At 35.6% G+C, this 26,192-nt stretch carries 17 protein-coding genes and 1 pseudogene; 10 read left to right on the forward strand and 8 right to left on the reverse strand.

All coding sequences use genetic code 11. The features are described 5' to 3' along the window. The first annotated feature begins 43 nt into the window (after positions 1-43). The 7 genes and pseudogenes from hisS (at position 44) to NAAC61_RS03895 (ending at position 9,132) form a co-directional block, all read left to right on the forward strand. Positions 44-1,308 (forward strand): annotated as a pseudogene (gene hisS / locus NAAC61_RS03865) (histidine--tRNA ligase). A gap of 26 nt (positions 1,309-1,334) precedes the next feature. After that, a complete protein-coding gene (locus tag NAAC61_RS03870) occupies positions 1,335-2,189 on the forward strand; it encodes a hypothetical protein (RefSeq protein ID WP_202695333.1) in 855 nt (284 codons plus the stop codon). Between the two features lie 271 nt (positions 2,190-2,460). Then, positions 2,461-3,714, forward strand: a complete 1,254-nt coding sequence (locus NAAC61_RS03875; protein ID WP_202695367.1) for a DegT/DnrJ/EryC1/StrS aminotransferase family protein — start codon at positions 2,461-2,463, stop codon at positions 3,712-3,714. Then, positions 3,698-5,545, forward strand: a complete 1,848-nt coding sequence (locus NAAC61_RS03880) for a polysaccharide biosynthesis protein (protein WP_202695334.1) — start codon at positions 3,698-3,700, stop codon at positions 5,543-5,545. The genes NAAC61_RS03875 and NAAC61_RS03880 overlap by 17 nt, the downstream gene beginning before the upstream one ends. 44 nt (positions 5,546-5,589) lie before the next feature. Then, a complete protein-coding gene (locus tag NAAC61_RS03885) occupies positions 5,590-6,663 on the forward strand; it encodes a glucose-1-phosphate thymidylyltransferase (protein WP_202695335.1) in 1,074 nt (357 codons plus the stop codon). 18 nt (positions 6,664-6,681) lie between these two features. After that, on the forward strand, positions 6,682-8,286 hold the full coding sequence (locus NAAC61_RS03890; RefSeq protein ID WP_202695336.1) for an alpha-amylase family glycosyl hydrolase: 1,605 nt from the start codon (positions 6,682-6,684) through the stop codon (positions 8,284-8,286). Between the two features lie 69 nt (positions 8,287-8,355). Then, on the forward strand, positions 8,356-9,132 hold the full coding sequence (locus tag NAAC61_RS03895; protein WP_202695337.1) for an inositol monophosphatase family protein: 777 nt from the start codon (positions 8,356-8,358) through the stop codon (positions 9,130-9,132). A 62-nt stretch (positions 9,133-9,194) separates the two neighbouring features. Here NAAC61_RS03895 and NAAC61_RS03900 read toward each other — a convergent pair whose 3' ends face one another. From NAAC61_RS03900 to NAAC61_RS03935, 8 genes are all read right to left on the reverse strand, one after another. Continuing rightward, entirely contained in the window at positions 9,195-9,530 is a 336-nt protein-coding gene (locus NAAC61_RS03900; protein WP_202695338.1) for a P-II family nitrogen regulator, read from the reverse strand. Position 9,531: 1 nt separating this feature from the next. Continuing rightward, on the reverse strand, positions 9,532-10,857 hold the full coding sequence (locus tag NAAC61_RS03905) for an ammonium transporter (protein WP_202695339.1): 1,326 nt from the start codon (positions 10,855-10,857) through the stop codon (positions 9,532-9,534). A gap of 136 nt (positions 10,858-10,993) precedes the next feature. Then, a complete protein-coding gene (locus NAAC61_RS03910) occupies positions 10,994-12,514 on the reverse strand; it encodes a glutamate synthase subunit beta (protein WP_202695340.1) in 1,521 nt (506 codons plus the stop codon). A gap of 30 nt (positions 12,515-12,544) precedes the next feature. Continuing rightward, positions 12,545-17,125 (reverse strand): glutamate synthase large subunit, encoded by a 4,581-nt coding sequence (gltB, locus tag NAAC61_RS03915; RefSeq protein WP_202695341.1) that lies wholly within the window; start codon positions 17,123-17,125, stop codon positions 12,545-12,547. A 124-nt stretch (positions 17,126-17,249) separates the two neighbouring features. Next, positions 17,250-18,575 (reverse strand): type I glutamate--ammonia ligase, encoded by a 1,326-nt coding sequence (gene glnA, locus NAAC61_RS03920; protein WP_121514290.1) that lies wholly within the window; start codon positions 18,573-18,575, stop codon positions 17,250-17,252. Between the two features lie 302 nt (positions 18,576-18,877). Continuing rightward, positions 18,878-21,205, reverse strand: coding sequence for a homocysteine S-methyltransferase family protein (locus NAAC61_RS03925; protein WP_237729745.1), 2,328 nt, complete (start codon positions 21,203-21,205; stop codon positions 18,878-18,880). Then, complete coding sequence (locus NAAC61_RS03930) at positions 21,195-21,716, reverse strand: vitamin B12 dependent methionine synthase activation region (protein WP_012209577.1); 522 nt, start codon at positions 21,714-21,716, stop codon at positions 21,195-21,197. Before NAAC61_RS03930 ends, NAAC61_RS03925 begins: the two co-directional genes overlap by 11 nt. A 223-nt stretch (positions 21,717-21,939) precedes the next feature. After that, positions 21,940-22,773 (reverse strand): HAD-IIA family hydrolase, encoded by an 834-nt coding sequence (locus NAAC61_RS03935; protein ID WP_202695342.1) that lies wholly within the window; start codon positions 22,771-22,773, stop codon positions 21,940-21,942. A gap of 294 nt (positions 22,774-23,067) precedes the next feature. Between NAAC61_RS03935 and NAAC61_RS03940 the strand changes: the two genes are divergently transcribed. The 3 genes from NAAC61_RS03940 (at position 23,068) to murJ (ending at position 26,191) form a co-directional block, all read left to right on the forward strand. After that, positions 23,068-23,964, forward strand: a complete 897-nt coding sequence (locus tag NAAC61_RS03940) for an aldo/keto reductase (RefSeq protein WP_202695343.1) — start codon at positions 23,068-23,070, stop codon at positions 23,962-23,964. A gap of 92 nt (positions 23,965-24,056) precedes the next feature. Continuing rightward, positions 24,057-24,686 (forward strand): uracil phosphoribosyltransferase, encoded by a 630-nt coding sequence (gene upp / locus NAAC61_RS03945; RefSeq protein WP_012209573.1) that lies wholly within the window; start codon positions 24,057-24,059, stop codon positions 24,684-24,686. A gap of 20 nt (positions 24,687-24,706) precedes the next feature. Continuing rightward, positions 24,707-26,191: a murein biosynthesis integral membrane protein MurJ gene (gene murJ, locus NAAC61_RS03950; protein WP_202695344.1), complete on the forward strand. Its 1,485-nt coding sequence runs from the start codon at positions 24,707-24,709 to the stop codon at positions 26,189-26,191. Position 26,192: the final 1 nt, after the last annotated feature.

A 26,192-nucleotide genomic window follows, 5' to 3' on the forward strand; every position in this document is an offset into this window, starting at 1 on the left:
CTACAAACAAGTACTACAATCAAGATCTAAGGAGGATTACTATTTGAGTACTTACACTAGAATAAAAGGTACAAAAGACATTTTTGGCGAAGAAGTTAAGTATTGGGAATACATCGAAAATACCGCAAAGAAACTTTTTAAAATATACGGATACAAAGAGATAAGAACCCCGTTAATTGAAAAAACCGAACTTTTTAGCAGAGGAATAGGCCAAGAAACAGATATTGTTCAAAAAGAAATGTACACTTTTGATGATAAAAAAGGAAGGTCACTAACTTTAAGGCCTGAAGGAACCGCTTCGGTAGCAAGGGCTTATATAGAAAACTCTTTAATAACCTTTGGATCTCCTCAAAAATTATTTTACATGGGTCCTATGTTCAGATACGAAAAACCCCAAGCCGGCCGTTATAGAGAGTTTTATCAAATAGGAGCAGAGATTTTTGGAACAGATCATCCCTTAGCGGATGCTGAATTAATCACATTTGTTTACGATTTCTTCAATAAGTTAAAATTGAGCAATTTTAAAGTGAAAATCAACAACATAGGCACCTTTGAAAGTAGAGAAAAATACAAAGAAGTATTGAAAACGTATTATCAACCGTTGTTACCCAACCTATGTGAAGATTGCCAAAGACGTTTCAACACCAATATTATGCGGTTGTTGGACTGTAAAATCGACGTGGAAGCTGCAAAAAATGCTCCTTCAATCTTGGATTATTTAGATGAAGAAAGTCGTGATCATTTCAATAGTCTCCAAAAGTATTTAAAGGCTTACAATGTACCCTTTCAAGTTGATCCAAAGATAGTTAGAGGTTTAGATTATTACACGAAAACCGCATTTGAGGTAGAACATTCTGATTTGGGTGAACAAGCTGTCGTAGCAGGTGGTGGTAGGTACGACGATCTCGTTGAACAATTAGGGGGTCCCAAAACTCCTGGGGTTGGTTTCGCTATAGGGATTGAAAGGGTAATAGAAGCATTAAAAAAAGAGAATGTCGAGGTCGAGAGTGAAAGCGAAATAGATGTTTACATAGCTTTTCAAGGTGAAAAGGGGGAAATGGCGGCAGTTACTTTAACGAAAGAACTGAGAAAGAAAGGCTTAAATACTTTCCTAAATATATCGAAAAGGAATTTATCGGGCAATTTAAACATGCCAACAGATTGAACGCTAAATACGTGGTAGTAATAGGAGAGGAAGAGATTTCTAGGGATATCGTTACAATAAAGAATATGAAAAGCGGAGAACAGACCCAGATCGAAAGAAATTGGGTGTCTGAAATCATTGTGGAAAAGCTTAGAGAAGAATAAAGACTTTTTTAACTGGAGGAAATGGAATGATTTTGCTGAGACCTTTTATTATTTTTATAACCTTTGTTTTATCATACATACCTGTCCTACAATTCGTTGGAGTGGCGTTATTATTTTTTATTTATCACGTTTTGATCAGAAATAGAAATCTTCATATTGAACGAATGAAGAAGGTCTATGAAACAAATAATTTGAGTTTTCCTGATTTAAAAGAGAAGAATCCCATAATTTGGTTAGTTTTGTACATGGTTTCTTTTTTGGTATTAAATGTTTTTTATTTATACTTGATACAACAAGTAGGAAGTTTAACATTTGAAGAAATGCAAACTTTCACACTACCAAGTTGGCAGATTTATTTATTTTTGGGAAGTTTTCTATTAAGCTGGATCTCCTATGCTAGTTTGATAAATAGGATTGACAAAGACCAATGGCAGCTTCAAGAGTCTGAAATTAGTAATAAAATAGTTAAAAATCGTTTCATTAAATTGAGAGACGGAAACGTCGTGATGTTATTGAGAATTGTTACCCTTGATGTATACCAGTGGTTTCTTTTGTTTTTCTTAATAAGAGAAACAACAATACATTATTTTGAGGATGGAACCGCTACTGGAAGGTATCTTGAACTAATTAAAAGAGAGGAAAAAGAATCACAAAACGATACCTTAACAGATGGCATAGCCGAAAAACCGACACAAGAGGATCCTTATGAAAAAATAATCAATCAAATTAAAAATATGGGGAAAGATGAAAGATATAGCACAATTTTTTCTCATGTTACGTCCATACCAGACAAAAAGAAAGCCGAAGAGATATTAGAAAAGTTGCTGGAAGATGGTTATATAAAAGAGGAAGAATACAAAAAACTCCAACAATTTTTGTAATTTTTGTTGGGTGGGCAGCGGGGCGAAGGGGCGCTATATAAAGGATTATAAAATATTTTTGTAAGATCTTAAGGGGCAAAGCCCTCGTGCAGCTTTGTGCAAAAAATTTTTTTTAAATAAAACTAGGTTTTGGGGTTTTTAAGGGGGATACCCCTTAAGTCCAATTGTGGGCGGGCTGCGGGGCGAAGGGGCGCTATATAAAGAATTATAGAATATTTTTATAGGATCTTAAGGGGGAACCCCCTTAATGCTTGGAGGTGAAATACCAGCTATGTTTGTCCCATTATCAGGTACAGATATTACCGACTTAGAGAAAAGAACCGTTATGGATGTTTTGAATTCTGAAAGACTTGCTTTGGGCCCTTATTTAGAAAAGTTCCAAAAAATAATAAAAGAATATGCTGGTACGAAATACGCTCTGGCTGTGAACAGTGGGACATCAGCCTTACATTTGGTTTTAAGGGCTTTAGATTTTCAACAAAATCAAAAGATGATCGTAACGCCTTTCACTTTTATTTCTTCAGCCAACGTGGCTTTGTTTGAGAAGGGAGTACCTGTCTTTGTTGATATAGATCCTCATACTTACAACTTATCCGTTAAAAATTTAAAAGAGTTCATAGACAAAGATTACGATGACGACGTTACCACTTTTATGGGTGTGGATATTTTTGGAGTCCCCTTGGAATGGGATGAGATACTTAAGATTCTTCCAGATAAAATTAAAATAATCGAAGATTCATGCGAAGCATTAGGTGGAGAATATAAAGGGCGTAAATTAGGAACTTTTGGAAAAGCTGGTACATATGCCTTTTATCCAAATAAACAGATAACCACCGGTGAAGGTGGGATTATAGTTACTGATGACGAAGAAATATTTGACTTATGTAAGTCCATGTGTAACCAAGGTAGAGGCAAGAGTGGTGAATGGTTAGTAAGTGAAAGGCTCGGATACAATTATCGAATGGATGAAATGTCTGCGGCACTCGGTTTTGCTCAAATGAAACGAATCGAAGAAATAAGTTCTAAAAGAAAAGAGAAAGCGATGAATTATTTTGAGTTGTTCAAAGGTGAAGAAAGAGTAGTTCTACCTTTTATTCCTCGAGAAGTTACTTCTCAGAGTTGGTTTGTCTTCGTTTTGAGATTGAACTTAGATTGGGTATCAGAGTTAATTGATATACCTACATGGGTTAGAAAGTTTGACTTACCTATGAAAATTGAAGGGGAACAGAATCGAAAAGAATGGAAAGAATTGGTAAATAAAATTAGAAATATCTTACAAACCTTCTTAAAAAAATTGGGTGAAAAAGGTGTTGAATCCAAAAATTACTTTTACCCTGTTCACTTGCAACCTTTTTATAGAAAAATGTTTGGATATGAAGAAGGAGATTACCCTGTTACAGAGCTAATCTCATCTTTAACTTTTGCGATCCCATTTTTCTCCAATATCAGTCTTGAAGAACAGAATTACGTATATCAAAAAATAACAGATAGCTTAACGGAGATGAAAGATGAAACATTTGTCTAAAAGATCTTTTAGATTGATGATAATTGACTATATTTTGTTTTTCCTTGCTTACATTGTTGCAATGTTCATAAGGTTTCAATTTGACTTTGTAGAGATGAGAAAGTACATCTCCCCAATATTTTTCTTTCCTTTGATTATGGTAATTGTTTTTTATTACTCTGGAATATATAGGTACATTTGGAGATTTGCCACTCTCAACGAATTAAGACCTGTATTCAACAGTGGTTTCATAGGTTTTCTTATCAACTTTTTTGTTTTTGAGTTTGTAAGAAGATATATAAGCGATACTTTCACTCTTCCTTTCAGTGTGGCTGCGACTGCATCGGTGGTTGGAGTTGTCTTTGTTTCAGCTAGTAGAATATATTGGTTTTCAAGGCATTCTCGAAATTATAAAAAGCGACTAAACGGAATTAAAAATATCCTTATAATCGGCGCAGGCGATGCGGGGACAGAATTGTTGGGAGAATACGAGAGGCATCCAGAAGAGGGATCAGTTGTAGGGTTTTTGGATGATGATCCAGAAAAGATAGGAAGAAACATTCGAGGCTATCCTGTACTGGGGAAGATAAACCAAGTTATGGATTTTGTTGAAAAATACAACGTTGAAGAGGTTATAATAGCTATTCCCAGCGCTTCATCAGATCAGATAAAAAAAATCATAGATTATGTTGATACAACAAAGGTTAGGCTAAAAACTTTGCCTGGAATCTTGGAAATTTTAGATAACAAGCTTTCGCTTGGTTTTCTACGAGAGGTTGATATTTCCGATTTATTAGGTAGAAAGGAAGTTAGCGTTGATTTAAAAGAGATCAAAGATTACATAAAAGGCAAAAAAATACTCGTTACTGGTGCAGGGGGAAGTATAGGCTCTGAAATATGTAGACAGGTTTTACCAATGGGGCCTAAAGCTCTTTTCTTACTTGGAAAAGGTGAAAACAGTATTTTTGAAATATCAAATGAATTGAGAGACAAGTTCTCAGATGCGTTTATAGAAGAAATTATCGCAGATGTATCCGATGAAAACAGAATGAGATATTTGTTTTCAAAATATAAATTTGATGTTGTTTTTCATGCCGCTGCTCATAAACATGTACCTCTCATGCAAAAAAATCCAACAGAAGCCTTCAGGGTCAACACAATTGGAACTTACACTGTGGCAAAACTTTCTGGAGAATATAATGTAGAAAGATTTGTATTTATTTCTACCGACAAAGCTATTAAACCAACATCTATAATGGGTGCTTCAAAGAGACTTGGAGAAATTATAGTAAAGACATTGTCTAATTTTTATCAAACAAAGTATGGAATAGTGAGGTTCGGCAACGTTTTAGGAAGTAGAGGGAGTGTAATTCCAATTTTCAAAGAACAGATACAAAAGGGTGGTCCCGTGACGGTCACACATCCCAATATGAAAAGGTATTTCATGACTATTCCGGAGGCTGTCTCTTTAGTATTACAATGTGGACAGTTTGCTCAAAAGGCTGAAATATTCGTTTTAGAAATGGGAGAGCCTGTAAATATTGATCGATTAGCCAGGGATTTGATCAGACTTTCGGGGTACATTCCTGATCAAGATATAAAAATAGTTTATACAGGAATCAGGCCTGGTGAGAAATTATACGAAGAAATATTTTTAGAAGATGAAGATTACGAAAAAACTAGAAACAGAAGAATCTTTATTTCAAAATCTAACAATCAAGAAATAAACGAAGAAAAACTAAATGAATTGATAGAGCGAATAAATATTATGATAAAAAATAACGATTACAACAGTGTTATTGAGATAATAAAAGATTACATACCAGATTCAAATATATCAGAGATCAGCTAAGAGGCGCTAACAACTACAACCATCATACAAGGAGGCAAAAAACTATGAAAGCATTAATACTCTGTGCAGGAAAAGGGACAAGACTTCGACCACTCACCTTCACAAACGCTAAACCATTGATACCAATAGCTAACAAACCAACCATCATGTACAGCTTAGAAAAAATAAGAGACGCAGGGGTTACAGAGATCGGTTTGGTAGTAAATTCAGAAAATATAGAAGATTTTAAAAACGTCTTGGGAGACGGTAGTCAGTTAGGTGTAAGATTATCATATATTATACAAGAACATCCAAAAGGTTTGGCTCATGCGGTAAAGGTTTCAAAAGAATTCCTTGACAACGATGACTTTATAATGTATCTAGGGGATAACCTGATAAATTTTGATCTTAAGAATTTTATAGACCAGTTTAAGCAAGGAAATTATGAATCTTTTATACTATTGACTTCTGTCGATAATCCTTCACAATTTGGAATAGCAGTGATGGAAGATTCGAAAGTGACAAAAGTTGTTGAAAAACCAAAAGATGCTCCATCGAATCTTGCAATAATTGGGGTTTATATATTTACCCCAAAGGTTTTTGAGGCAATTGAAAATATTCAACCTTCGTGGAGAGGGGAACTTGAAATAACCGATGCCATTCAATGGTTAATAGATAATTCAAACAACGTCGGAGCCCATATAGTAGAGGGTTGGTGGAAAGATACCGGAAAACCTGAAGATTTAATCGAGGCAAATAGAACGATTCTCAGTACCTTAAAAGAACAAAAAATAGAAGGAGAAGTAAGATCAGATTCTTCCGTTCAAGGAATGGTACATATCGGGAAAAACACTAAGATAATGAACTCTATCGTCAGAGGACCTGTAATAATTGGGGAAGACGTTACCATAAGTAATGCCTACATAGGACCTTACACCAGCATCGGCGATAGTGCTTATGTAAACTCTTCAGAGATTGAAAACAGTATAATCTTAAGTTATGCAAATATTTCAAATGTGTATATAAGGATAGAATCATCTATTATAGGAGAAAATTCAAAGATTTATTCTACAGAAAGAAAACCATATTCTCTGAAATTAGTGATTGGCGATTATAGCAATATACAGATACCAAAATAATAGTTAATTATCTTGGGGGTGAAAATAATAGACGATAAAATAGAGATAATAACTGAACTTTGGAACAAATTGTATTCTGACAACCAAAAATTGGAAATTCTCTTAGACTTTTTAAAATCAAAAAAAGATTCTTTTACCTATGCGCCAAAAGATAAATTTTGGTACAAGAAAGGTTTGGTCTATTCAACTTACGTTGATCTTTTCGCTGGTAATTTTGACAAAATGAAAGAAAAATTAGATTATTTGAGTAATTTAGGTGTAACTATCTTATGGCTTCTTCCTATTTTACAGTCTCCAATGAAGGACCAAGGGTTCGATATTTCTGATTTTTATAAAGTTAGAGATGAATTAGGTGGAAACGAAAGTTTTTTTGAATTCATCGATCTTGCCCACGAAAAAGGTATAAAAATTCTTTTTGATGTCGCAATAAATCATACTTCTGATGAACATCCATGGTTTCAAGAGGCAAAAAGATCAAAAGATTCTAAGTATAGGGATTATTACATATGGAACGACACCGATAAAAAATACTCCCAAGCCCGACTGCTTTTTAAAGGAATGGTAAACAGCAACTGGACCTACAACCCTGAAACTAAAGATTATTACTTTCATAGATTTTACGAAATTCAACCGGATTTAAATTACAAAAATCCTGATGTGTTGATAGAGATGATAAAAGTTTTCACTTTTTGGAAAGAACACGGTGTCGATGGTTTTAGAATGGATGCAGCACCGTTTTTATGGAAAGAAGAAGGCACTAACTGCGAAAATTTAATTCAAACTCATTGGATTTTAAAAATATTCCGGGCAGCTTTAGATTACCTAAAAGAAGGAACAGCATTGATAGCAGAAGCTAATCAGCCTCCTAAAGATGTTGTTGCTTATTTTGGTAATTCCGACGAATGCCAGGTTGCATACCATTTTCCAGTTATGCCAAAAATTTTTCTGGCTATTGCTGAAGGAAAACCAAATTATATAATAGATACTCTTTCTGAAAGAGTTACTCCACCCATTCCAGAAAATTGTCAATGGTTCGTTTTTCTAAGGTGCCACGATGAATTAACCTTAGAATTCGTCGATCCAGAAGAAAGGGTGAAGATGTTGAAATATTATCTGCTCGATGAAAGATGGAATTTTAGAGAAGGAGAAGGGATCGCGGGAAGATTGTACAACCAAATGGGTAAGGATTACAAAAAAGTGCTTTTAGCTTATTCAATTTTGTTTTCTTTGGACGGAACACCAATAAATTATTATGGTGATGAAATAGGAATGGAGAACAATGAAGAATTCTATAGGAAAATGACTGAAAAGATAAGCCATAAAGATTCAAGATTTTTCAACAGAGGACCTTTCGATGAAGAGAAAAGAAAAGAAGCTCTTAACAACACTGACAGCGATAGTTATAAGATTTTTCATGGAATAAAAAAGATGCTTGATTTAAAAAAGGAAAACGAAGATCTATTTTCAGAAAAACCAATCTATGAGAATATCGATGGTGTATTTAAGGTTACAAGAAGTAATCAAAATAGGCAGATTATTATTTATAACAACTTAACCGCTGAAAGCAAATCATTAGATAATATCACTTTGCAACCCTATGAATATTTTTGGAAAATAAGTTAAAAGCGCCCCGAAAGGGCGCTACATATAAAGTTTCTAAAGATAATCAAAACGCTTTAGGAGGAAAATTAATTGACAAAAAATGATTTCATTGAAATAAAAAGAATAGTCCACGATGCGGGAGAAAAATTAAAAATGTGGAGCACCGAGAATTTCCATGTTAATTCAAAAAAATCTCGAACCGATCTTGTAACCGATGTAGATTATCAAATACAGGAATATCTAATAGAAGAGATAAATAAAAGTTTCCCAAATTCATCCTTTTTGGCAGAAGAATCAGGATTAACCAAAACTCCCGAAAAAAATGAATATTGGGTTATAGACCCTATAGACGGAACGGTTAATTTTTCAAGGGGGTTGCCGGAGCATTGTATCTCGGTAGCCTATGTTGAAAACAAAGAGCCAACGATAGGTATTATCTATTCGCCTTTCATGAACCTTTTTTACTCCGCCACAAAAAACAATGGCGCTTATTTAAACGATAAAATATTGCGACCACATTGGGCTAAAAATTTTGAAGATGCTATGATCTCCCTTGGAAATGAGAGAGGGAAAACATACAAATATTTTAAAGCCTTGGAAGAAAAAGTTATGAGGATTAGATTGTTTGGTACCGCAGCCTTGCAGATCGCTTATGTGGCGTCGGGTTTTTTGGATGCCTTCATATCTATAAGATCTCATCCATGGGATGTAGCAGCAGGGCATCTAATATTAAAAGAATCCGGCGGGGAAATTGTAGATCTCGACGGAAAAAATGTGGATATTTTCCAGCCGAACGCTCTTTACTGCAATCCACATATTATTCAAGATCTGATAAATAATTTAAAAAATATTCAAAAATTTCATTGATGAATAATAATCCGCATTGATTCTCAAAACGAAACAAATGCGCCCAAAGGGCGCATTTTTAGTTAATTGATTCGTATTTTTATACTTTTTTCTACTGGTGTAATATAAATCTTTCCATCACCTACCTTACCTGTTTGTGCATGTGCTTTGATAGTTTCTATAATTTTTTCAACTTTGTTTTCGTCAGTTACTATTTCTAATTTGATCTTTTCCTTGAATTTTACTTCATATTCTTTTTTCTGTTTGTAATCTTCCACCTCTTTTTCTTCCCCTTTTTGACTACCATATCCATAGATTTTATCAACATTAATACCCTCAATACCAACTTTTTCTAATCCTACGATGACTTCCTCAAATTTTTCTGGCCTGATAAAACATTCAATTTTCTTGTATCCCATATTATTCACCTTCCTCATCAATTTTTACTCTCACGCTTCGCCCTTTAAGTGGAGTTAAATCAGGATAACTGACAGATCCATGCTCTGCAAAATCTAAGCCCTCTATTTCACTAGTAGAATCAATCCTTAAACCTATTGTTAAATCGATACTTTTAAAAAGGATGTAGGTAGTTACAACGGTCCAACCTGCAACAGCTAGCACCCCTTTTAGCTGAGTCAAAAACAGATTTAATCCTCCACCATAGAGTAATCCACCGTCCACGGCAAATATTCCAACCATTAATGTACCGAACGCTCCGCCAACTCCGTGCACAGAGATTGCTCCAACGGGATCATCGATATGTATTTTGTCGAAAAATTCTATCGCTAAAACAACTAAACTACCGGATAAAGCTCCTATGATAGCAGCTCCAACGTTTGTAACACTGGCACAACCGGCAGTGATCCCCACCAATCCAGCCAAAACACCATTTAGGGTAGCGTTGACGTCCGGTTTCTTGTAAATAATCCAGCCTATCGTCAATGCCCCCAATCCTCCTGATGCAGCAGCTAAATTTGTAGTCATCGCTATATCAGCGATTTTGAGATTCAAACCCGAAATAGTACTTCCCGGGTTAAAACCAAACCATCCAAACCATAAGATGAAAACACCTAAAGCAGCTAAAACTAAGCTATGTCCTGGTATCTTGTTTGGCGTTCCATCTGGCCTGTATTTGCCGGTTCTTGGCCCTAAAACCATTGTTCCCATCAGTGCTGCCCAGCCACCTACGGAATGGACAACTGTGGAACCTGCGAAATCGACCATATCTGATAACCAACCTCCACCCCATATCCAATGACCAACTATGGGATAGATAAATGCACTGATGAAAATACTGTAAATCAGATAACCTGTGAATTTAGTCCTTTCCGCCATTGCTCCGGATACTATAGTTGCAGAGGTTGCAGCAAATACCGTCTGGAATATTAAAAAGGCATTAAGCGGAATGTTTAACCCCAGATAATCAAAACTTCCTTGCCATCCTATGAAACCATTCCCAAGCCCAAACATAAGAGTAAATCCTATTAGCCAGTAAAGTATTGAGCCGACTAAAAAGTCCGTAAAATTTTTCATGATGATGTTTACCGTGTTCTTTGATCTTGTAAACCCTGCTTCCACTAGTGCAAATCCAGCTTGCATAAAAAACACTAAAAACGCTGCGAGTAAAGTCCACATAGTATCGATGGAGCGTACCACGTCCTCCATAGTAAAACTATCTGCAAGTAAGACGGTTGGAACAATAAAGGCAACGGACAACATAAACAAACTCTTCCAAACTCTCTTCATAATACCCTCACACTCCTTTTTTTGATTTTTTACAAACCCCAGAATATGGTACTTAACGTAGACTTTTTTCACCTCCCATTACAAAATAAAAAAACCGACGCATTGATTTTTCTGCGTCGGCTTTATAACAACAATACTACAGCGTTTTGAGCCGACGCTGTTTATTATTGTTATTATTGGAAGAAATTAAATATTCATTACACTCTTTTGCTGCTTGTTTCCCTTCATTTATTGCCCATACTACCAAACTTTGTCCTCTTCTCATATCTCCAGCTGAAAAAATCCCTTCTACATTTGTCGAATATTTTCCTTCTTCCGTTTTAACGTTTGATCTTTTATCTGTTTCTACATTTAACTGCTCAATTAAATACTTTTCGGGGCCTAAGAATCCCAAGGCTAAAAGAACTAAATCTGCTTTCCATACCTTTTCTGATCCATCGATTTCTTTTGGAAACAATTTCCCTGTTTTATCCTGTTCCCATTCTACTTCAACGGTATGGACCTCTTTAACGTTACCTTTTGCATCTCCAACAAATCTTTTAGTTGAAATGTTATACAATCTCGGATCTTTACCGAATAGTTCTGCATATTCTTCCTGAGCATAATCAACAGATAAAACTTTAGGCCATTCTGGCCAAGGATTGTTTTGTCTCCTTAAAAGTGGAGGTTTGTCCATAATTTCAAACTGTATGACACTTTTACAACCCTGTCTTAAACTAACTCCCACACAATCCGTTCCTGTATCTCCTCCCCCGATTACGATAACGTTCTTACCCCTGGCAGAGATCTCCTCAATATCTTTTTCACTTTTTAAAAGTTGAGACAGTATTCTCTCGTTCGCACTCTTCAAAAATTCTGTGGCAAAGTATATCCCTTTTAGGTTTCTTCCTTCTACATTTAGATCCCTCGCTTTAGCGGTACCTCCACATAATACAATAGAATCAAACTCTTCTTTCAGCTTTTGAGCTGGATAATCTTTACCAATGTTTATATTAGTTTTGAATTGTATGCCAGATTTTTCCATTATTTCTATACGCCTTTTTACAATCTTTTTGTCCAATTTCATATTTGGTATGCCGTAAGTCAATAAACCCCCAGGGTAATCATTCTTTTCAAAAACGGTAACTTCATGACCATATCTGTTTAATTCCCACGCACATGATAACCCTGACGGGCCAGAACCTACCACAGCTACCTTTTTACCAGTGGAGTAAGATGGCTTATTCCCTTCTACCCAACCATTTTTGAACGCTTCTTCTATAATATAATATTCAATACTTTTAATGGAAACTGGATCCTTTACCAAATTATTTACGCAAGCTTTTTCGCATGGAGCCGGACAGACCCTCCCCGTGAATTCTGGGAAACTGTTTGTTTCGATCAACCTTTCATAAGCTTCTCTCCAAAGGTTTCTGTATACTAAATCGTTCCATTCTGGAATCAAATTATTCAAAGGGCACCCCGAAACCATATTATTTATCAATATGCCATAGTGACAAAACGGCGTGCCACAGTTCATACATCTTGCTGCTTGCATTCGGAGTTCATCTTTTTCCATTTCTATATACAATTCTTCCCAATCATTTATTCTTATTTTTGGGGACCTTTCTTCAGGGCCTTTTCTTTCATACTTTAGAAATCCTTGAGGGTCGCCCATACAGTGACCTCCTTTACAAATTTTGAATGTTCAATGCGTTTGAACCAAAGATTGTTGCTTGTAATTTTCTTCAAATGCCTTCATAAGAGCTTCTTCGCCAGTAATCCCTTCAATATGCATTCTATTTACAATATCCATCATTCTCTTGTAATCTTTTGGTATAACCTTAACGAATCTTTCCTTAGCCTTTTCCCAATTGACTAAAATGTTTTTAGCCACATTACTACTAGTGTATTCGTAATGCTTTTTTATCAGTTCTTTTATTTCGCTCTCTTCGTTCTCATCTTCAACTTTTTCCAACAAGACTGTATCTTTATTACATTTAGATTCAAAGCTATTGTCTTTGTCATATACGTAGGCTATTCCACCTGACATTCCTGCAGCAAAGTTTCTACCCGTTTTACCGAGTATAACAACCTTCCCACCTGTCATATATTCACAACCATGTTCACCAACACCTTCGACAACAGCCGTAGCCCCACTGTTTCTGACCGCAAAACGTTCACCCACTAAACCGCTGATGTATATTTCACCGCTTGTTGCTCCATACAATGCAACGTTACCAACAATTACATTTTCTTCTGCATTGAATCGAGAATTCTTAGGGGGGTATACTATAATTTTTCCGCCCGATAAACCTTTCGCTATGTAATCGTTTGAATCGCCTTCTAATATCAACGTTTCCCCCTTGGGTATGAAGGCTCCAAAACTTTGGCCAGCTGATCCTTTGAAATTTATTTTTATTGTATCTTCAGGCAAACCTTCCTCACCATATCTTTTAATTATTTCACTTCCCAAAATTGTTCCAACGGTTCTATTCACATTTTTTATATCTAAAGTGGCTTCAATCTTTTCACCATTTTCTAATGCATTCTGGCAAATGGGTAGTAATTTAGTTATGTCCAAGGTATCTGATAAACCGTTGTTTATTGGTTTAGGATATTGACTGAATGAGTAATTTTTTATTTCTGGTTTGTGTAATAATTTTGAAAGATCAATACTATGTGCCTTCCAATGATTTTTCATTTCTTTCTGTTTTAATTTATCAACACGTCCAACCATTTCACTAACCGTTCTGAATCCTAACTTGCCCATATATTCCCTTACTTCAGATGCGAGAAAGTACATGAGATTGACAACGTATTGAGGATCGCCTTTGAAATTTTTTCTCAGTTCAGGGTTTTGTGTCGCAATTCCCACAGGACATGTATCCAAATTGCAAACTCTCATCATTACACAACCTAATGCAACTAACACAATTGTGGCAAACCCGAACTCTTCTGCGCCCAAAAGCGCTGCAATCACTATGTCTTTTCCAGTTAGTAACTTACCATCCGTTTCCAAAGTGACCCTGTCTCTCAACTTGTTCATCACCAAGGTTTGATGAGTTTCAGCCAATCCTAACTCCCATGGCAAACCTGCGTGTCTTATACTAGTACGTGGTGAAGCACCTGTACCTCCATCAAAACCGCTTATCAATATTACATCTGCTCCGGCTTTTGCTACGCCCGCTGCTATGGTACCTACACCAGATTTTGAAACCAATTTTACGTTTATTCGAGCGTTTCTATTAGCGTTTTTTAGGTCGTATATCAATTCTGCTAAATCTTCTATCGAGTAGATATCGTGGTGTGGAGGGGGTGAAATGAGAGTAACTCCTGGAATAGAGTTCCTTACCTTTGCCACCCATGGATAGACCTTGTTCCCAGGTAATTCTCCACCTTCCCCGGGTTTTGCACCTTGGGCTATCTTTATTTGGATCTCTTGAGCTTTGTTTAAATAGTTGATCGTGACTCCAAATCTTCCAGAAGCCACCTGCTTTATCGAACTATTCTTCGAATCCCCATTTCGTTCTTTTATAAAACGGTTTGAATCCTCCCCACCTTCACCTGTGTTACTCTTTGCACCTATTCGATTCATAGCTATTGCTATGGCCTCGTGGGCTTCTTGACTTATTGAGCCAAAAGACATAGCTCCTGTTTTGAACCTTTTAACAATTGATTCGACAGGTTCTACTTCGTCAATGGGAATTGCTTTCGTTTTATGGAAATTGAACTCAAAAAGGCTTCTCAAACTATATAATTTTGCATCTTCGTCGACTATAGATTGTGAAAACTTTTTCAAAAGTTCATAATCGTTGTTTTTAACGGCATTTTGTAAATAATATATGGATTCAGGGTTATACAAGTGATATTCACCTTTTGCCCTCCATTTTATAAGGCCTTCTGAATCAAGCATCGATTCTTTATTAACCTGATCAAATGCATTTGAATGGCGTTTAGAAACTTCTTGAGCTATTTCTTTTAGGCCTATTCCTTCTATTTGTGAAGTGGTTCCTGTAAAAAATTGATCTACAAAGGACTTTTTTATCCCTACTATTTCGAAGGTTTGAGCACCTTGATAGCCTTGAAGGGTTGATATCCCAAGTTTTGATAACACTTTTTGAATACCTTTCAAAGATGCATCTCTATATCTTTGAACGGCTTCTTCATATTTCAAACCTTTAATGTAGCCTTTATTAACTAAACTTTCAATACTTTCATAGGTGAGATATGGATTGATAGCAGAAGCACCATAACTTATGAGTGTACAAAAATGATGTACTTCTCTTGGTTCCGCTGATTCCAAAATTATTCCAATATCTGTTCTATTTTCTTTCCTAACCAAATGGTGATGCATACCCGATACCGCCAGTAAAGCTGGAATTGGCGCATAATCTTGGTTAACCCCTTTATCTGTCAATATCAATATGTTAGCACCATCGTTTATGGCAGAATCTGCTTTTTGAAAGAGGTTTGCAATTGCCGTTTTTAGCCCGTCTTCTCCATCTTTTACCTTGTATAAGATGGGTAAAGTGATGGCTTTAAAACCTTCTAAGTCAATATTTTTTATCTTTTCCATTTCATCGTTGGTAAGAATAGGGTTTTTGATCTTAATTTGCCTACAACTGATGGATGATGGATCAATAAGATTACCTTCAGAACCTATGTAAAGATGGGTAGAGGTGACTATTTTTTCTCTTATCGCATCTATTGGAGGATTGGTTACTTGAGCGAAAAGCTGTTTGAAATATTCGTACAACAACTTTGGACGTTCAGATAAAACGGCTAAAGGTGTGTCATCCCCCATCGCTCCAACAGGGTCGGAAGCATCCATAACCATAGGTTCTATGATCATTTCAATGTCTTCAAATGTGTAACCAAAACATTTTTGTTTTGTAGTTAAAGATAAATTATCAATTTCTGTATTTCCCCTTTTTGGATGCTCAGGAAGATCTTCAAGATTCACGATGTTCTCTTGCACCCATGAGAAATAGGGCTTTTCTGAAACTATAGATCGTTTTATCTCTTCGTTATTTAGAATTCGACCTTTGTCAATATCCAGCAACAATATATTCCCTGGGGTAATCCTTCCCTTACTTAAAATCTTTTGAGGAGGTATTTCAAGGACCCCAGCTTCTGAAGCAAGAATCAATTCATCATCCGTTATGTAGTATCTTAGTGGTCTTAATCCGTTTCTGTCCAATGTAGCTCCTACTTTGGTACCATCGGTAAAGATAATGGCCGCAGGGCCATCCCAAGGTTCCATCAAACAACTGTGAAATTCATAAAATGCTTTCTTTTCTGCATCCATAGTTTGATTGTTTTCCCAAGGTTCTGGTATCATCATCATTATCGAATGAGGTAGCGATCTACCAGACAAATAAAGGAATTCTAAATTGTTATCAAACATTGCTGAATCACTACCATCCTCATCGATTATGGGGAAAATATCGTTGATGTTTTCTCCAAAGATATCAGTACTTACCTTGGATTGCCTTGCCTTCATCCAATTAACGTTACCAATTATAGTGTTGATCTCTCCATTGTGAACCATATACCTATAGGGGTGAGCCCTTTCCCAACTGGGAAATGTGTTCGTACTGAATCTGGAGTGTACAATAGAAAATGCAGATTTGAAAAGAGGATCGGTCAAGTCTGGGAAAAAGTACTTTAATTGTTCCGCTGTTAACATCCCTTTATAGACAATTGTTTTAGAAGATAGACTGGCTATATAAAAGTTTTTATCTTCATCTGTGTGGGGTATTTTTATCTCTTTCTCACTTTTTTTCCTAATTAGGTACAATTTTCTTTCAAATTCTATTCCAGATTTCAAGGTAGGATTTTTAGCGATAAAAACTTGGAGAAAAGATGGCATACTTTTTAACGCAGTTGGACCAACAAATGCTTTATTGATAGGTACATCTCTCCAACCTATCACCTTTTGTCCTTGATTGTTAACTATTTTTTCGAATTGTTGTTTGAAGATATTTGTAAGAGTTTTATCTCGTGGGCAGAAAATCATACCCACGGCATATTCACTTTGATTTGGGAGAATGAATCCTAAGTGTTTTGATACGTTTAATAAAAAATCATGGGGAAGCTGCAGCAGTAACCCTGCACCGTCCCCATCATTTTCTCCTCTGCCTCGTGCACCACGATGAGCCATATTTTTTAAAACGGTTAACGATTGGTCAACTATTTCGTGTGACTTTATTCCTTTTGTACTTGCAACTAATCCAACTCCACAAGCATCATGCTCAAATTTTGGATCGTAAAGTCCTTTATTCATTTTAACCCTCCCTCCTATATTGGAGACTGTCCCAATACAGTGTGTTTCTGTACAATGCTTTTTAAAACCCCGGTTTATACACAAAAAAGAAAATAATAATAATAATATAGATATTAAAGGTTTATCAAAATTGGTTTATGTACCTACTAATCTCCCAATCAGTTACCGCTATCCTGAACTCTTCAATCTCTTTTTCTTTTAATTCTACAAATTTTTCAAATATATGTTCTCCCAAGACTTCTTTCATAAGTTCATCATTTTTCAAAGCTTCCAAGGATTCTTGGAGTGAACCCGGTAAATATCTAATATTTTTTTCGTTCTTTTCTCTATGGTCCATTTCGTAAATGTTTCCATCAACGGGTTGAGGAGGTTCGATCTTGTTTTTTATACCTTCTAAACCAGCTGAAAACACACTTGCTAGCAGTAAATAAGGATTTGCCGTTGGATCTGGAGATCTCAGTTCTAATCTAGTTCCTTCACCTCTTGACATCGGTATTCTTACTAAAGCACTTCTGTTTGATACTGACCACGCGATGTTAACAGGGGCTTCGTATCCCGGAACTAACCTTTTATATGAGTTTATCGTAGGATTTGCCAAAACGGTTATCGAATCAATATGTTTAAAAACACCACCAATAAACCATCTAAGCTCATTACTTAACTGATAAGTACCGTTTGGATCGTAAAATATATTTTTTCCGTCTTTAAAGATACTCAAGTGGGTATGCATCCCTGAACCGTTCATACCAAAAAATGGCTTAGGCATAAACGTTGCCCACAGCCCGTTCAATAGGGCTATCGTCCTTACAACCAATTTAAAAGTTTGAATATTGTCAGCGGTTCTTAAGGCGTTGTCGTACCTGAAATCAATCTCGTGCTGAGAATTGGCTACTTCGTGGTGAGCAGCCTCCACTCTAATACCCATACTTTGTAGAGTTTCCACCATGTTTTTTCTGACCCTTTCCCCTAAATCTATCGGAAGTAAATCAAAATAGCCTCCCTTATCAAGAGGAGATAACACTGGCTGCCTGGTTTCCTCATCTCTTGGGAGAATAAAAAATTCTGGTTCCGGACCGGCATATGGGGTATAACCGTACTCTTTCATCTCATTCATGACTTTCTTCAACACATATCTGGGGTCACCTTGGAAATGCTTCCCATCTGAAGCATAAATGTCGCAAATAAATCTACCAACTTTTTCTCTTTCGACTGTCCATGGTAAAACTGTAAATGTATCTAGGTCAGGTTTAAGTAACATATCCGATTCGTTGATTCTCACTAGTCCCTCAATTGATGAACCATCAAACATAGTCCCGTTTGTCAAAGAAGATTCCAATTCAGTAGATGGAATTTCTACGTTTTTTAATGCACCGTTGATATCTGTAATCTGGAGTCTAATAAACTTTATTCCTTGACTTTCTATCTGTTCCAATAGTTCCTCTTTTGTCATAAATTTTTTTCCCTCCTGTAAAAGTAAAATCTCTAAGATATTGTTTTCAAAAATTAGATTAAATTGAAAAATGTTTCATTATTTCTAATTATGGGTAAATATTTATGATTAGAAGTATTTATTTGCGATTATACACTGAAATCTCCATTTATCAAAATTTGAAAAAAATTTCGTTATATTTGCACAAAATCTTTTATTTATAGGTATTTCAAGAAGACCGATAGATTTTATCATATTTTAACAACACAAAACATTTTCTTTTTATTAACATTTTTGATATATAAAGATCGAAAGATGCTCAATTATGAATTCAAATTCATCCAACTTTTACATATCTTGAGTCCTTCACTTGCATCTTTAGCGTAGGCATCACATCCAAAAGTTTCAGCTAGTTTTCTGTTCATCGAAGCACCGCCGGCAATAACTTTCACGTTAAGGTTCAATCTTTTTAGTTCATTTACCACCTCTTCTATTTTTCCCACGGTAGTTGTCATCATAGCCGAGAGCCCTAATATATTTGGTTTTTCTTTTTGTACAGCGTCGATTATTATAGAAGTTTCCACATCTTTGCCAAGATCTATAATTTTGAAGTTAGCGCTTCTTAATACTGCTGCTACTATATTTTTACCAATATCGTGTATATCTCCTTCTACCGTGGCTAGTACGACTTTAGCTTTTTTATCGTTTTGAGATTCAGGAATCAAATTGTTTAGGTAATCAAAAATGGGTTTGACAGTTTCAGCTGCTAACAACAACTCAGGAAGATATATGTTCCCTTGTGCATAGAGGTCTCCGATCTTTTCCATCGCTTTACCCAGCACATCTTGACTAACTTCTAATGGACTTTTCTCTTTTAACTGATTTTCAATGATTCGTTTTACTTCACCTTCTTCACCTTGTAGGATTTTCTCGGTTAATTCATCTTGTTTTTCAACCTTAGTTGGTATTACAATATTTTTATCCAACAATAGGTTGCCATTCAACGTGTTCATAAGAAACTCATCTTCTGGATTTAAGATGGCTGAAGTCAAGCCTTTACTTTTTGCCCTTGAGAGAAAAGCTGCATTTATATAATTTCTGTTTGGTAAACCGAAACTAAGATTCGAAAGACCCATAGTGGTATTGAACCCATTTTGCGAGAGTAATTTTACTGTCTCCAAGGTAACGTTTGGATCGTTATTGGCAGCAAGGGACAGCACCAATGGATCAACTATAATTCTATCTTTACTTATTCCTTTACTTTCTATGTATGGCCATTTTCTTAGCACCAGCTGTAGTCTTTCTTCTGCAGATTCTAAGATTTCTTTCTCAAGCGCTAATACTATTAATAACCCACCATATTTTTTAATCAACTCTAGTTTTCTGTCTAGATCTTTTTTACTCAATTTAGAAGAATTGATTATTGGTCTTCCTGGATACTCTTTTAAAGCGCTCTCTAAAAACCCAATATTTTGAATGTCAAAAGAAATAGGAAGAGAAGAGTGTTTGTCTAATTCTATGATAATTTTTTTGAAATGCTCTTCGTTCAAAATCTTTTCGATACCCAAGTTAACGTCTATTGCATGGGCTTTTGCATTTTTTTGATTGTTTGCCCTTTTTATTACATTATCGAAGTTGAATTCTTCAATTTCATTTTGAAATTTTTTGTTACCGGCAGGATTTATTCTCTCCCCAATAACTGTGAAAGGATAAAGCTTGTTTAAAATCGTTCTTGAAGAGTACATAATAGGTATTTCTTTTACTATTTTTTTAGGTCTTCTTTTTACCATATTCCTAATTACCTTTATATGTTCTGGAGAGGTACCACAACAGCCTCCAATAATATTTACTCCTAAATCTAAATAGTCTTCAACAAACATTCCAAATATTTCGGGCGTCATTTTGTATTTCAAATTTTTTCCATCAAAAATGGGTTTACCAGCGTTTGGTTCGACTGATAAAAACTTGTTTGTTGAGAGTGATAGACGCTCAAAAACCTTTAAAAGATCCTCGGGACCCAAAGTACAGTTAATTCCTAGTACATCTACATCTAAATCATTAAAAACATTCGCAAAGATTTCCACAGAAGTCCCCGTAACGGAACGGCCGTTCTCTTCAAACGTCATATGAGCTATTAAAGGTAAATCTTCTGTAACTTTTCTTATTCCATATACAGCAGCTTTTAGCTCTTTTATATCTGTCATTGTTTCAACGATAAATCCATCTACACCGCTTTCAAACAACACTTTTGCCTGTTGATAATACTCCTCAATAGCTTCGTCCATTTCAAGAGCTCCCATAGGCTTTGGATACTCTCCTAGAGAAGATAGATCGCCAAAGACCAAAGCTTTGCCTTTTGATGCTTGCTTGGCAATTTCAACTGCTTTGACGTTGACCTTTTCGAATGCTTCTTCATAATTTAGCTCTTTGAGTTTTCGTCGATTTCCACTAAAAGTATTAGTTAAAAGAATGTCTGCTCCAGATTTTACGTATTCACTTTGTAGATTGTAAACTACTTCTGGATATTCGATGTTTAAAATCTCAGCAGGAATATTTTTATATCCTCTTTTTATAAATTCTGTTCCATATCCTCCGTCTAAAATGAGTATCTTTTCATTCAATATTTCTGCAAACTCTTTTCTATTCATCATACCACCCTATCATACATACAGTACTTTTTCTTGGAGTTATGATACCAGTTTCTTTGTTGACAACTACTATCTCTGTTTTGAGTAAATTACAGACGATATCCCAATTTTTTCTCACATCTATATCCGAATATCCAGGAGAAAATCTCCTGGTACCTTTACCGAAATCTTTTCTAAGTTTTTTATCGATAGATTCGTTGAACGCTTCTATGGCTTCTGAAGCCCAAGCATCCATTAACATGGAAGAGAGAGTATTGGCGTTTGATATATAGTTGTCTATTTCGTATCCTAAGGTGGATACAAAAAAAGTGATCGACTTAACACCTTCGAAAGATTTAGGAATCAGCTCTTTTGGAAGTGAGTCTACTTTATATGTGTCACATATGGCTTTTGGTTGTGCTAATTCTAAGCCGATCTTGTATATTTTATTTATTTCTTCTTTTAATTTGTCGTTGATTTGGAATTTAGATCCATTGAAGCCTGCTCGGAGTAAGTATATTTTTTTTTGAGGCATTATTTCATAAGTTTCTGGAATGTAGATTTTAATAAAATTCCCCCTCCTGTTATTTCGATAATAACATCTTTAGAAAGTCCTGCGATAGCGCCCCTTCGCCCCGCAACCCGCCCATAAGGAAAAGGTTCTTTACCCTTTCATCCAACTCCCCACCCATAAGGAAAAGATTCTTTGTCCTTTTATCCATTTCCCCCCATCTACGGAAGAACAAAAGACTATACCTTTAGCCACGTCCCCCATCTATGATTAGATCTGCAAGTTGTCCTAAATCGTCAACTACAAGATCCGGTTTTATTGCAGAATCTTTTAGGTCCTCTAATTTTGCTTCCCCGGTTAATACTAATGTAGATAACGTACCAGCGTTTATTCCAATTAATATATCGGTATACAACCTGTCTCCAACTATACAGGTTTTTTCTGGGGTTACTTGATAATCTTTCATTATCATTTCTAAAATCTTGGGATCTGGTTTCCCAAAGATGATGTCGGGTTCTTTATTGCATGCTTTAGATACTACACTTGCAATAGCAGCGGTATCGGGGATAGGCCCTTCTTCAGTTGGACAGTTCAAATCTGGATTGGTAACAAAAAAGAAGGCTCCTTTAGATACAAATATGGAGGCTTTTGCTAACTTATCATAGGTTAAACTTTTATCGAAAGTAACTACCACCATCTCAGGGAAATCTGTAACAATTTCATGGCCTAACTTTTCATACTCTTCTATCATTGAGGGAGTAGCCACCAAAAAGATTCTTTTTGTACCAAATTTATTTTTTATATACTCTGCAGCAGCGATACCTGCTGTGTAGATTTCGTTTTCTTTTATTGGATAGTTTAAAGCGTCAAACTCTTGTTGGTATTCTTTCTTCGATTTGTTTGAATTGTTGGTTAAAAAGACAAGCTTTTTATTTTGCTTTTTTAAAAGGTTGGAGAATTTTAGTGCACCGTTAACTAACTTTTGGCTGACATAAAAAGTACCGTCTATATCTAAAACGAAGAGTTCTATTTGTTGTAATTTTTCGATTGTTTTTATATCGTTTATCAGAGTAAAAACCACCTTTTTTTAAAATTTAATTCTGTTTTTAGAAACTCTAAACCTTTTATTAGCGCCCCTTCGCCCCGCTCCCCACCCATAAGGAAAAGATTCTTTTGTCATTTCATCCAGCTCCCCACCCATAAGGAAAAGGAGCCTTTACCTTTTTGACCCGCAGGCCTGCTTATGCATTTAATTATATCAAAAAATTAAAAGTTTGTTGCTTTTTTTCTATTTCAAACGATAGCTAAGAATAAAATATGTTATAATAAATGGAATAAAAAGTATTCAAATTCTTTTAGATCAAGAGGTGAAATAATGCAAGTCAACGTTTCTAATAGTGGTTTGTATTTATCAAGAATAGTACAAGGGATGATGAGACTTAGAGACTGGAATTTTTCAACAGAACAAACAGAAAAATTTATTATGAAAGCGATAGATTTAGGAGTAACTACTTTCGATCATGCCGATATTTATGGAAATTATACTTGTGAAGGCTTATTTGGAGAAGTTTTAAAGTCAAATCCTTCTTTAAGAGATAAGATGCAAATTGTAACCAAGTGTGGTATAGTACTTCCTAACAAGGAGACAAAAAGAATTCATTATTACGATACTAGCAAAGAACATATTCTGAAATCTGTAGATAATTCCCTTCGTAGTCTTCATACCGATTATATCGATTTACTACTGATACATCGCCCAGATCCCTTCATGAACCCAGAAGAAATTGCAGAAGCCTTCTTAGAATTACACAAATCTGGTAAAGTTCGTTTCTTCGGAGTGTCAAACTTCACCATCAATCAGTTTGAAGCTTTACAATCGAAATTGAATCTTCCTTTGGTGACTAATCAGATAGAAATCTCTCCATTCAACTTAGAACATTTTGAAAACGATAATATTTATTTTCTAAAAGGGAAAAATATCAATCCAATGGCTTGGTCACCTTTGGCTGGCGGGAAGTTATTCGATGGTTCAAACGATAAATCAGTAAGAATATTGACAACGTTGAAAGAAGTTGGCAAAGAACTCGGTATCGATTCTGTAGATACTGTTGTATACGCATGGCTTTTAAACCATACTGTCGGGATAATCCCTGTTTCTGGAAGCGGTAGATTAGAAAGACTTAAGAACGCTGTTGAAGCTCTGAACGTAGAAATGACGAGAGAACATTGGTTTAAGATCTATGAAGCAGCCCTCGGCCATGATGTACCGTAAAGGAGACGATGATTTTATACGATATTTACAATAACGCTTAATCCATGTTTAGATAGATATTTTAACAAAGATTTGGGAGGTGCAAATTTTAAATGAATAATCTTCACGTCGTTGATCATCCTTTGATAAAACACAAACTTTCTATAATGAGAAATAAAGACACAGGACCTAAAGAATTCCGGGAACTTTTGAAGGAGATAACCCTGTTGCTAACCTATGAAGCAGCCAGAAATCTCCCTACGATGGAAGTTGAAGTTGAAACGCCAATTGCACAGACAAAGGGAGAAATGGTTGAAGATAAAAAAGTTACCATAGTTCCTATATTGCGAGCAGGTTTAGGTATGCTGGATGGTGTTCTTTCATTGGTTCCAAACGCCAGTGTGGGCTTTCTGGGTGTGTATAGAGATCCCGAAACCCTCAATGCAATAGAGTATTATGTGAAGTTTCCGCCTTTGACAGAAGACCATCAAATCTTTATTCTCGATCCTATGCTTGCCACAGGACATTCTATGAATCATGCTATAAAGCAAGTGAAAAAACAGGGAGGACAAAATATCACTATTATGTCCTTGATAGCCGCTCCTGAAGGGGTTAACGTAGTTGTAAGTGAAAACCCAGATGTGATTATTTATACTGCTGCTTTGGATAATAAACTCAATTCAAAAGCGTATATTGTTCCCGGATTAGGGGATGCAGGAGACAGATTGTACAGGACCAAATAAAGAATATCGGGGGCATTTGGATGTCGAAATTGTTGAGGCATACATTTCTTTTCTCTTTGGCAACTCTTATAAGTAGACTTTTAGGCCTTTTGCGGGATGCTACCTTTGCTCATTATTTTGGGATTAGTGCAGAGTACGATGCATATTTAGTTGCCATTCTTCTACCTTTTTTTCTTCGGAAAATCTTCGCTGATGGAGCCCTCTCCTCAGCTTTTATTCCTTTATTTACAAGAAAACAAGGAAAAGATTCTCAGGTTTTTCTTAGCACCACAATATGGTTTGTATTAATAACGACTGTTTTATTATATATACCTGTATATCTCTTTTCCGACCAAATAGTTTTAGTTTTGGGAACAGGTTTGGCCGAATCAACTATGGAATTAACCTCTTATTTGTTGAAAATTACATATCCATTTATAATTTTTATCTCTTTGTGGGCAATAGCTACCGGTGTTTTAAATAGTAAAGATATCTATTTTGGGCCTGCTTTCGCTCCAGCTTTATCCAACCTTTGCAGTATCGTTTTTATCTTTTTATCTTCTTACTTTTCCCCAAGAATATTGGGACCAACTATAGGATTCACAGTGGGTGGAGTTTTACAGTTTTTGTTGGTTTATTATCTTTTGAGAAAGATACACTTCCGGATGACACTTGATTTTAATTTCAAAGATCTGAAAAGTATAATGAACTTGTTTGGTCCCGCATTATTAGGAGTAGCCGTAGCTTCCTTGAATACATTGGTCGATACCAATATCGCAACCTGGACCGGTACTGGCGGTGTCTCGACCATTCAATACGCCCTAAGAATTTATCAGCTCCCTTTAAGCATCTTCGCCATCAGCGTTGCAAACGCTCTTTTACCTAAATTATCGTATTCTTCGAGTATAAAAGATGAAAAAGAATACAACAAGAATTTGAAAGATAGTATAGAACTAACTTTGTTCTTTGCAATTCCTTCCATGTTCGGTTTGATATTTTTAAACAATGAGATCGTTGCTTTGATATATCAACATGGTAGTTTTACCTTTGAAGATACGTTGATAACAGCAAAAACTTTGTTGTATTATTCTATAGGGCTTCCATTTTATTCTTTACATACCATCTTCATTAGGACTTATCACTCTAAATTGAATACAAGGTATCCTTCTTTAGTCGCAGTTGTAATGCTTTCAGTGAACGCAATTCTCGATGTTTTGTTGGCTTTCAGATATGGTGTTGTTGGAATTGCCTTTGCAACTTCTATTTCTGGAATTATCGGCATGTTTATGACTGGTTTCAATATTATTAAAGGTTTGACTGGTGAAGATTGGGTAGAAATATTTAAAATTTTCATCGCAAGCGCTTTTATGTCCATATTTATTGTGACTTGTAAAGGATTTTTCGATTCGAGATTGTTAGTTGTTCTCCTGATTGCTCTTAGTGTCATCGTCTACTTCCTATCAGCGTACCTTATAGGTTCTAAAAAGTTAAAATTAGCAATAAACCTTTTCTTGAAAAGAAAATAAG

The organism is Petrotoga sp. 8T1HF07.NaAc.6.1 (assembly GCF_016772115.1).
Taxonomy (GTDB): Bacteria; Thermotogota; Thermotogae; order Petrotogales; family Petrotogaceae; genus Petrotoga; species Petrotoga mobilis.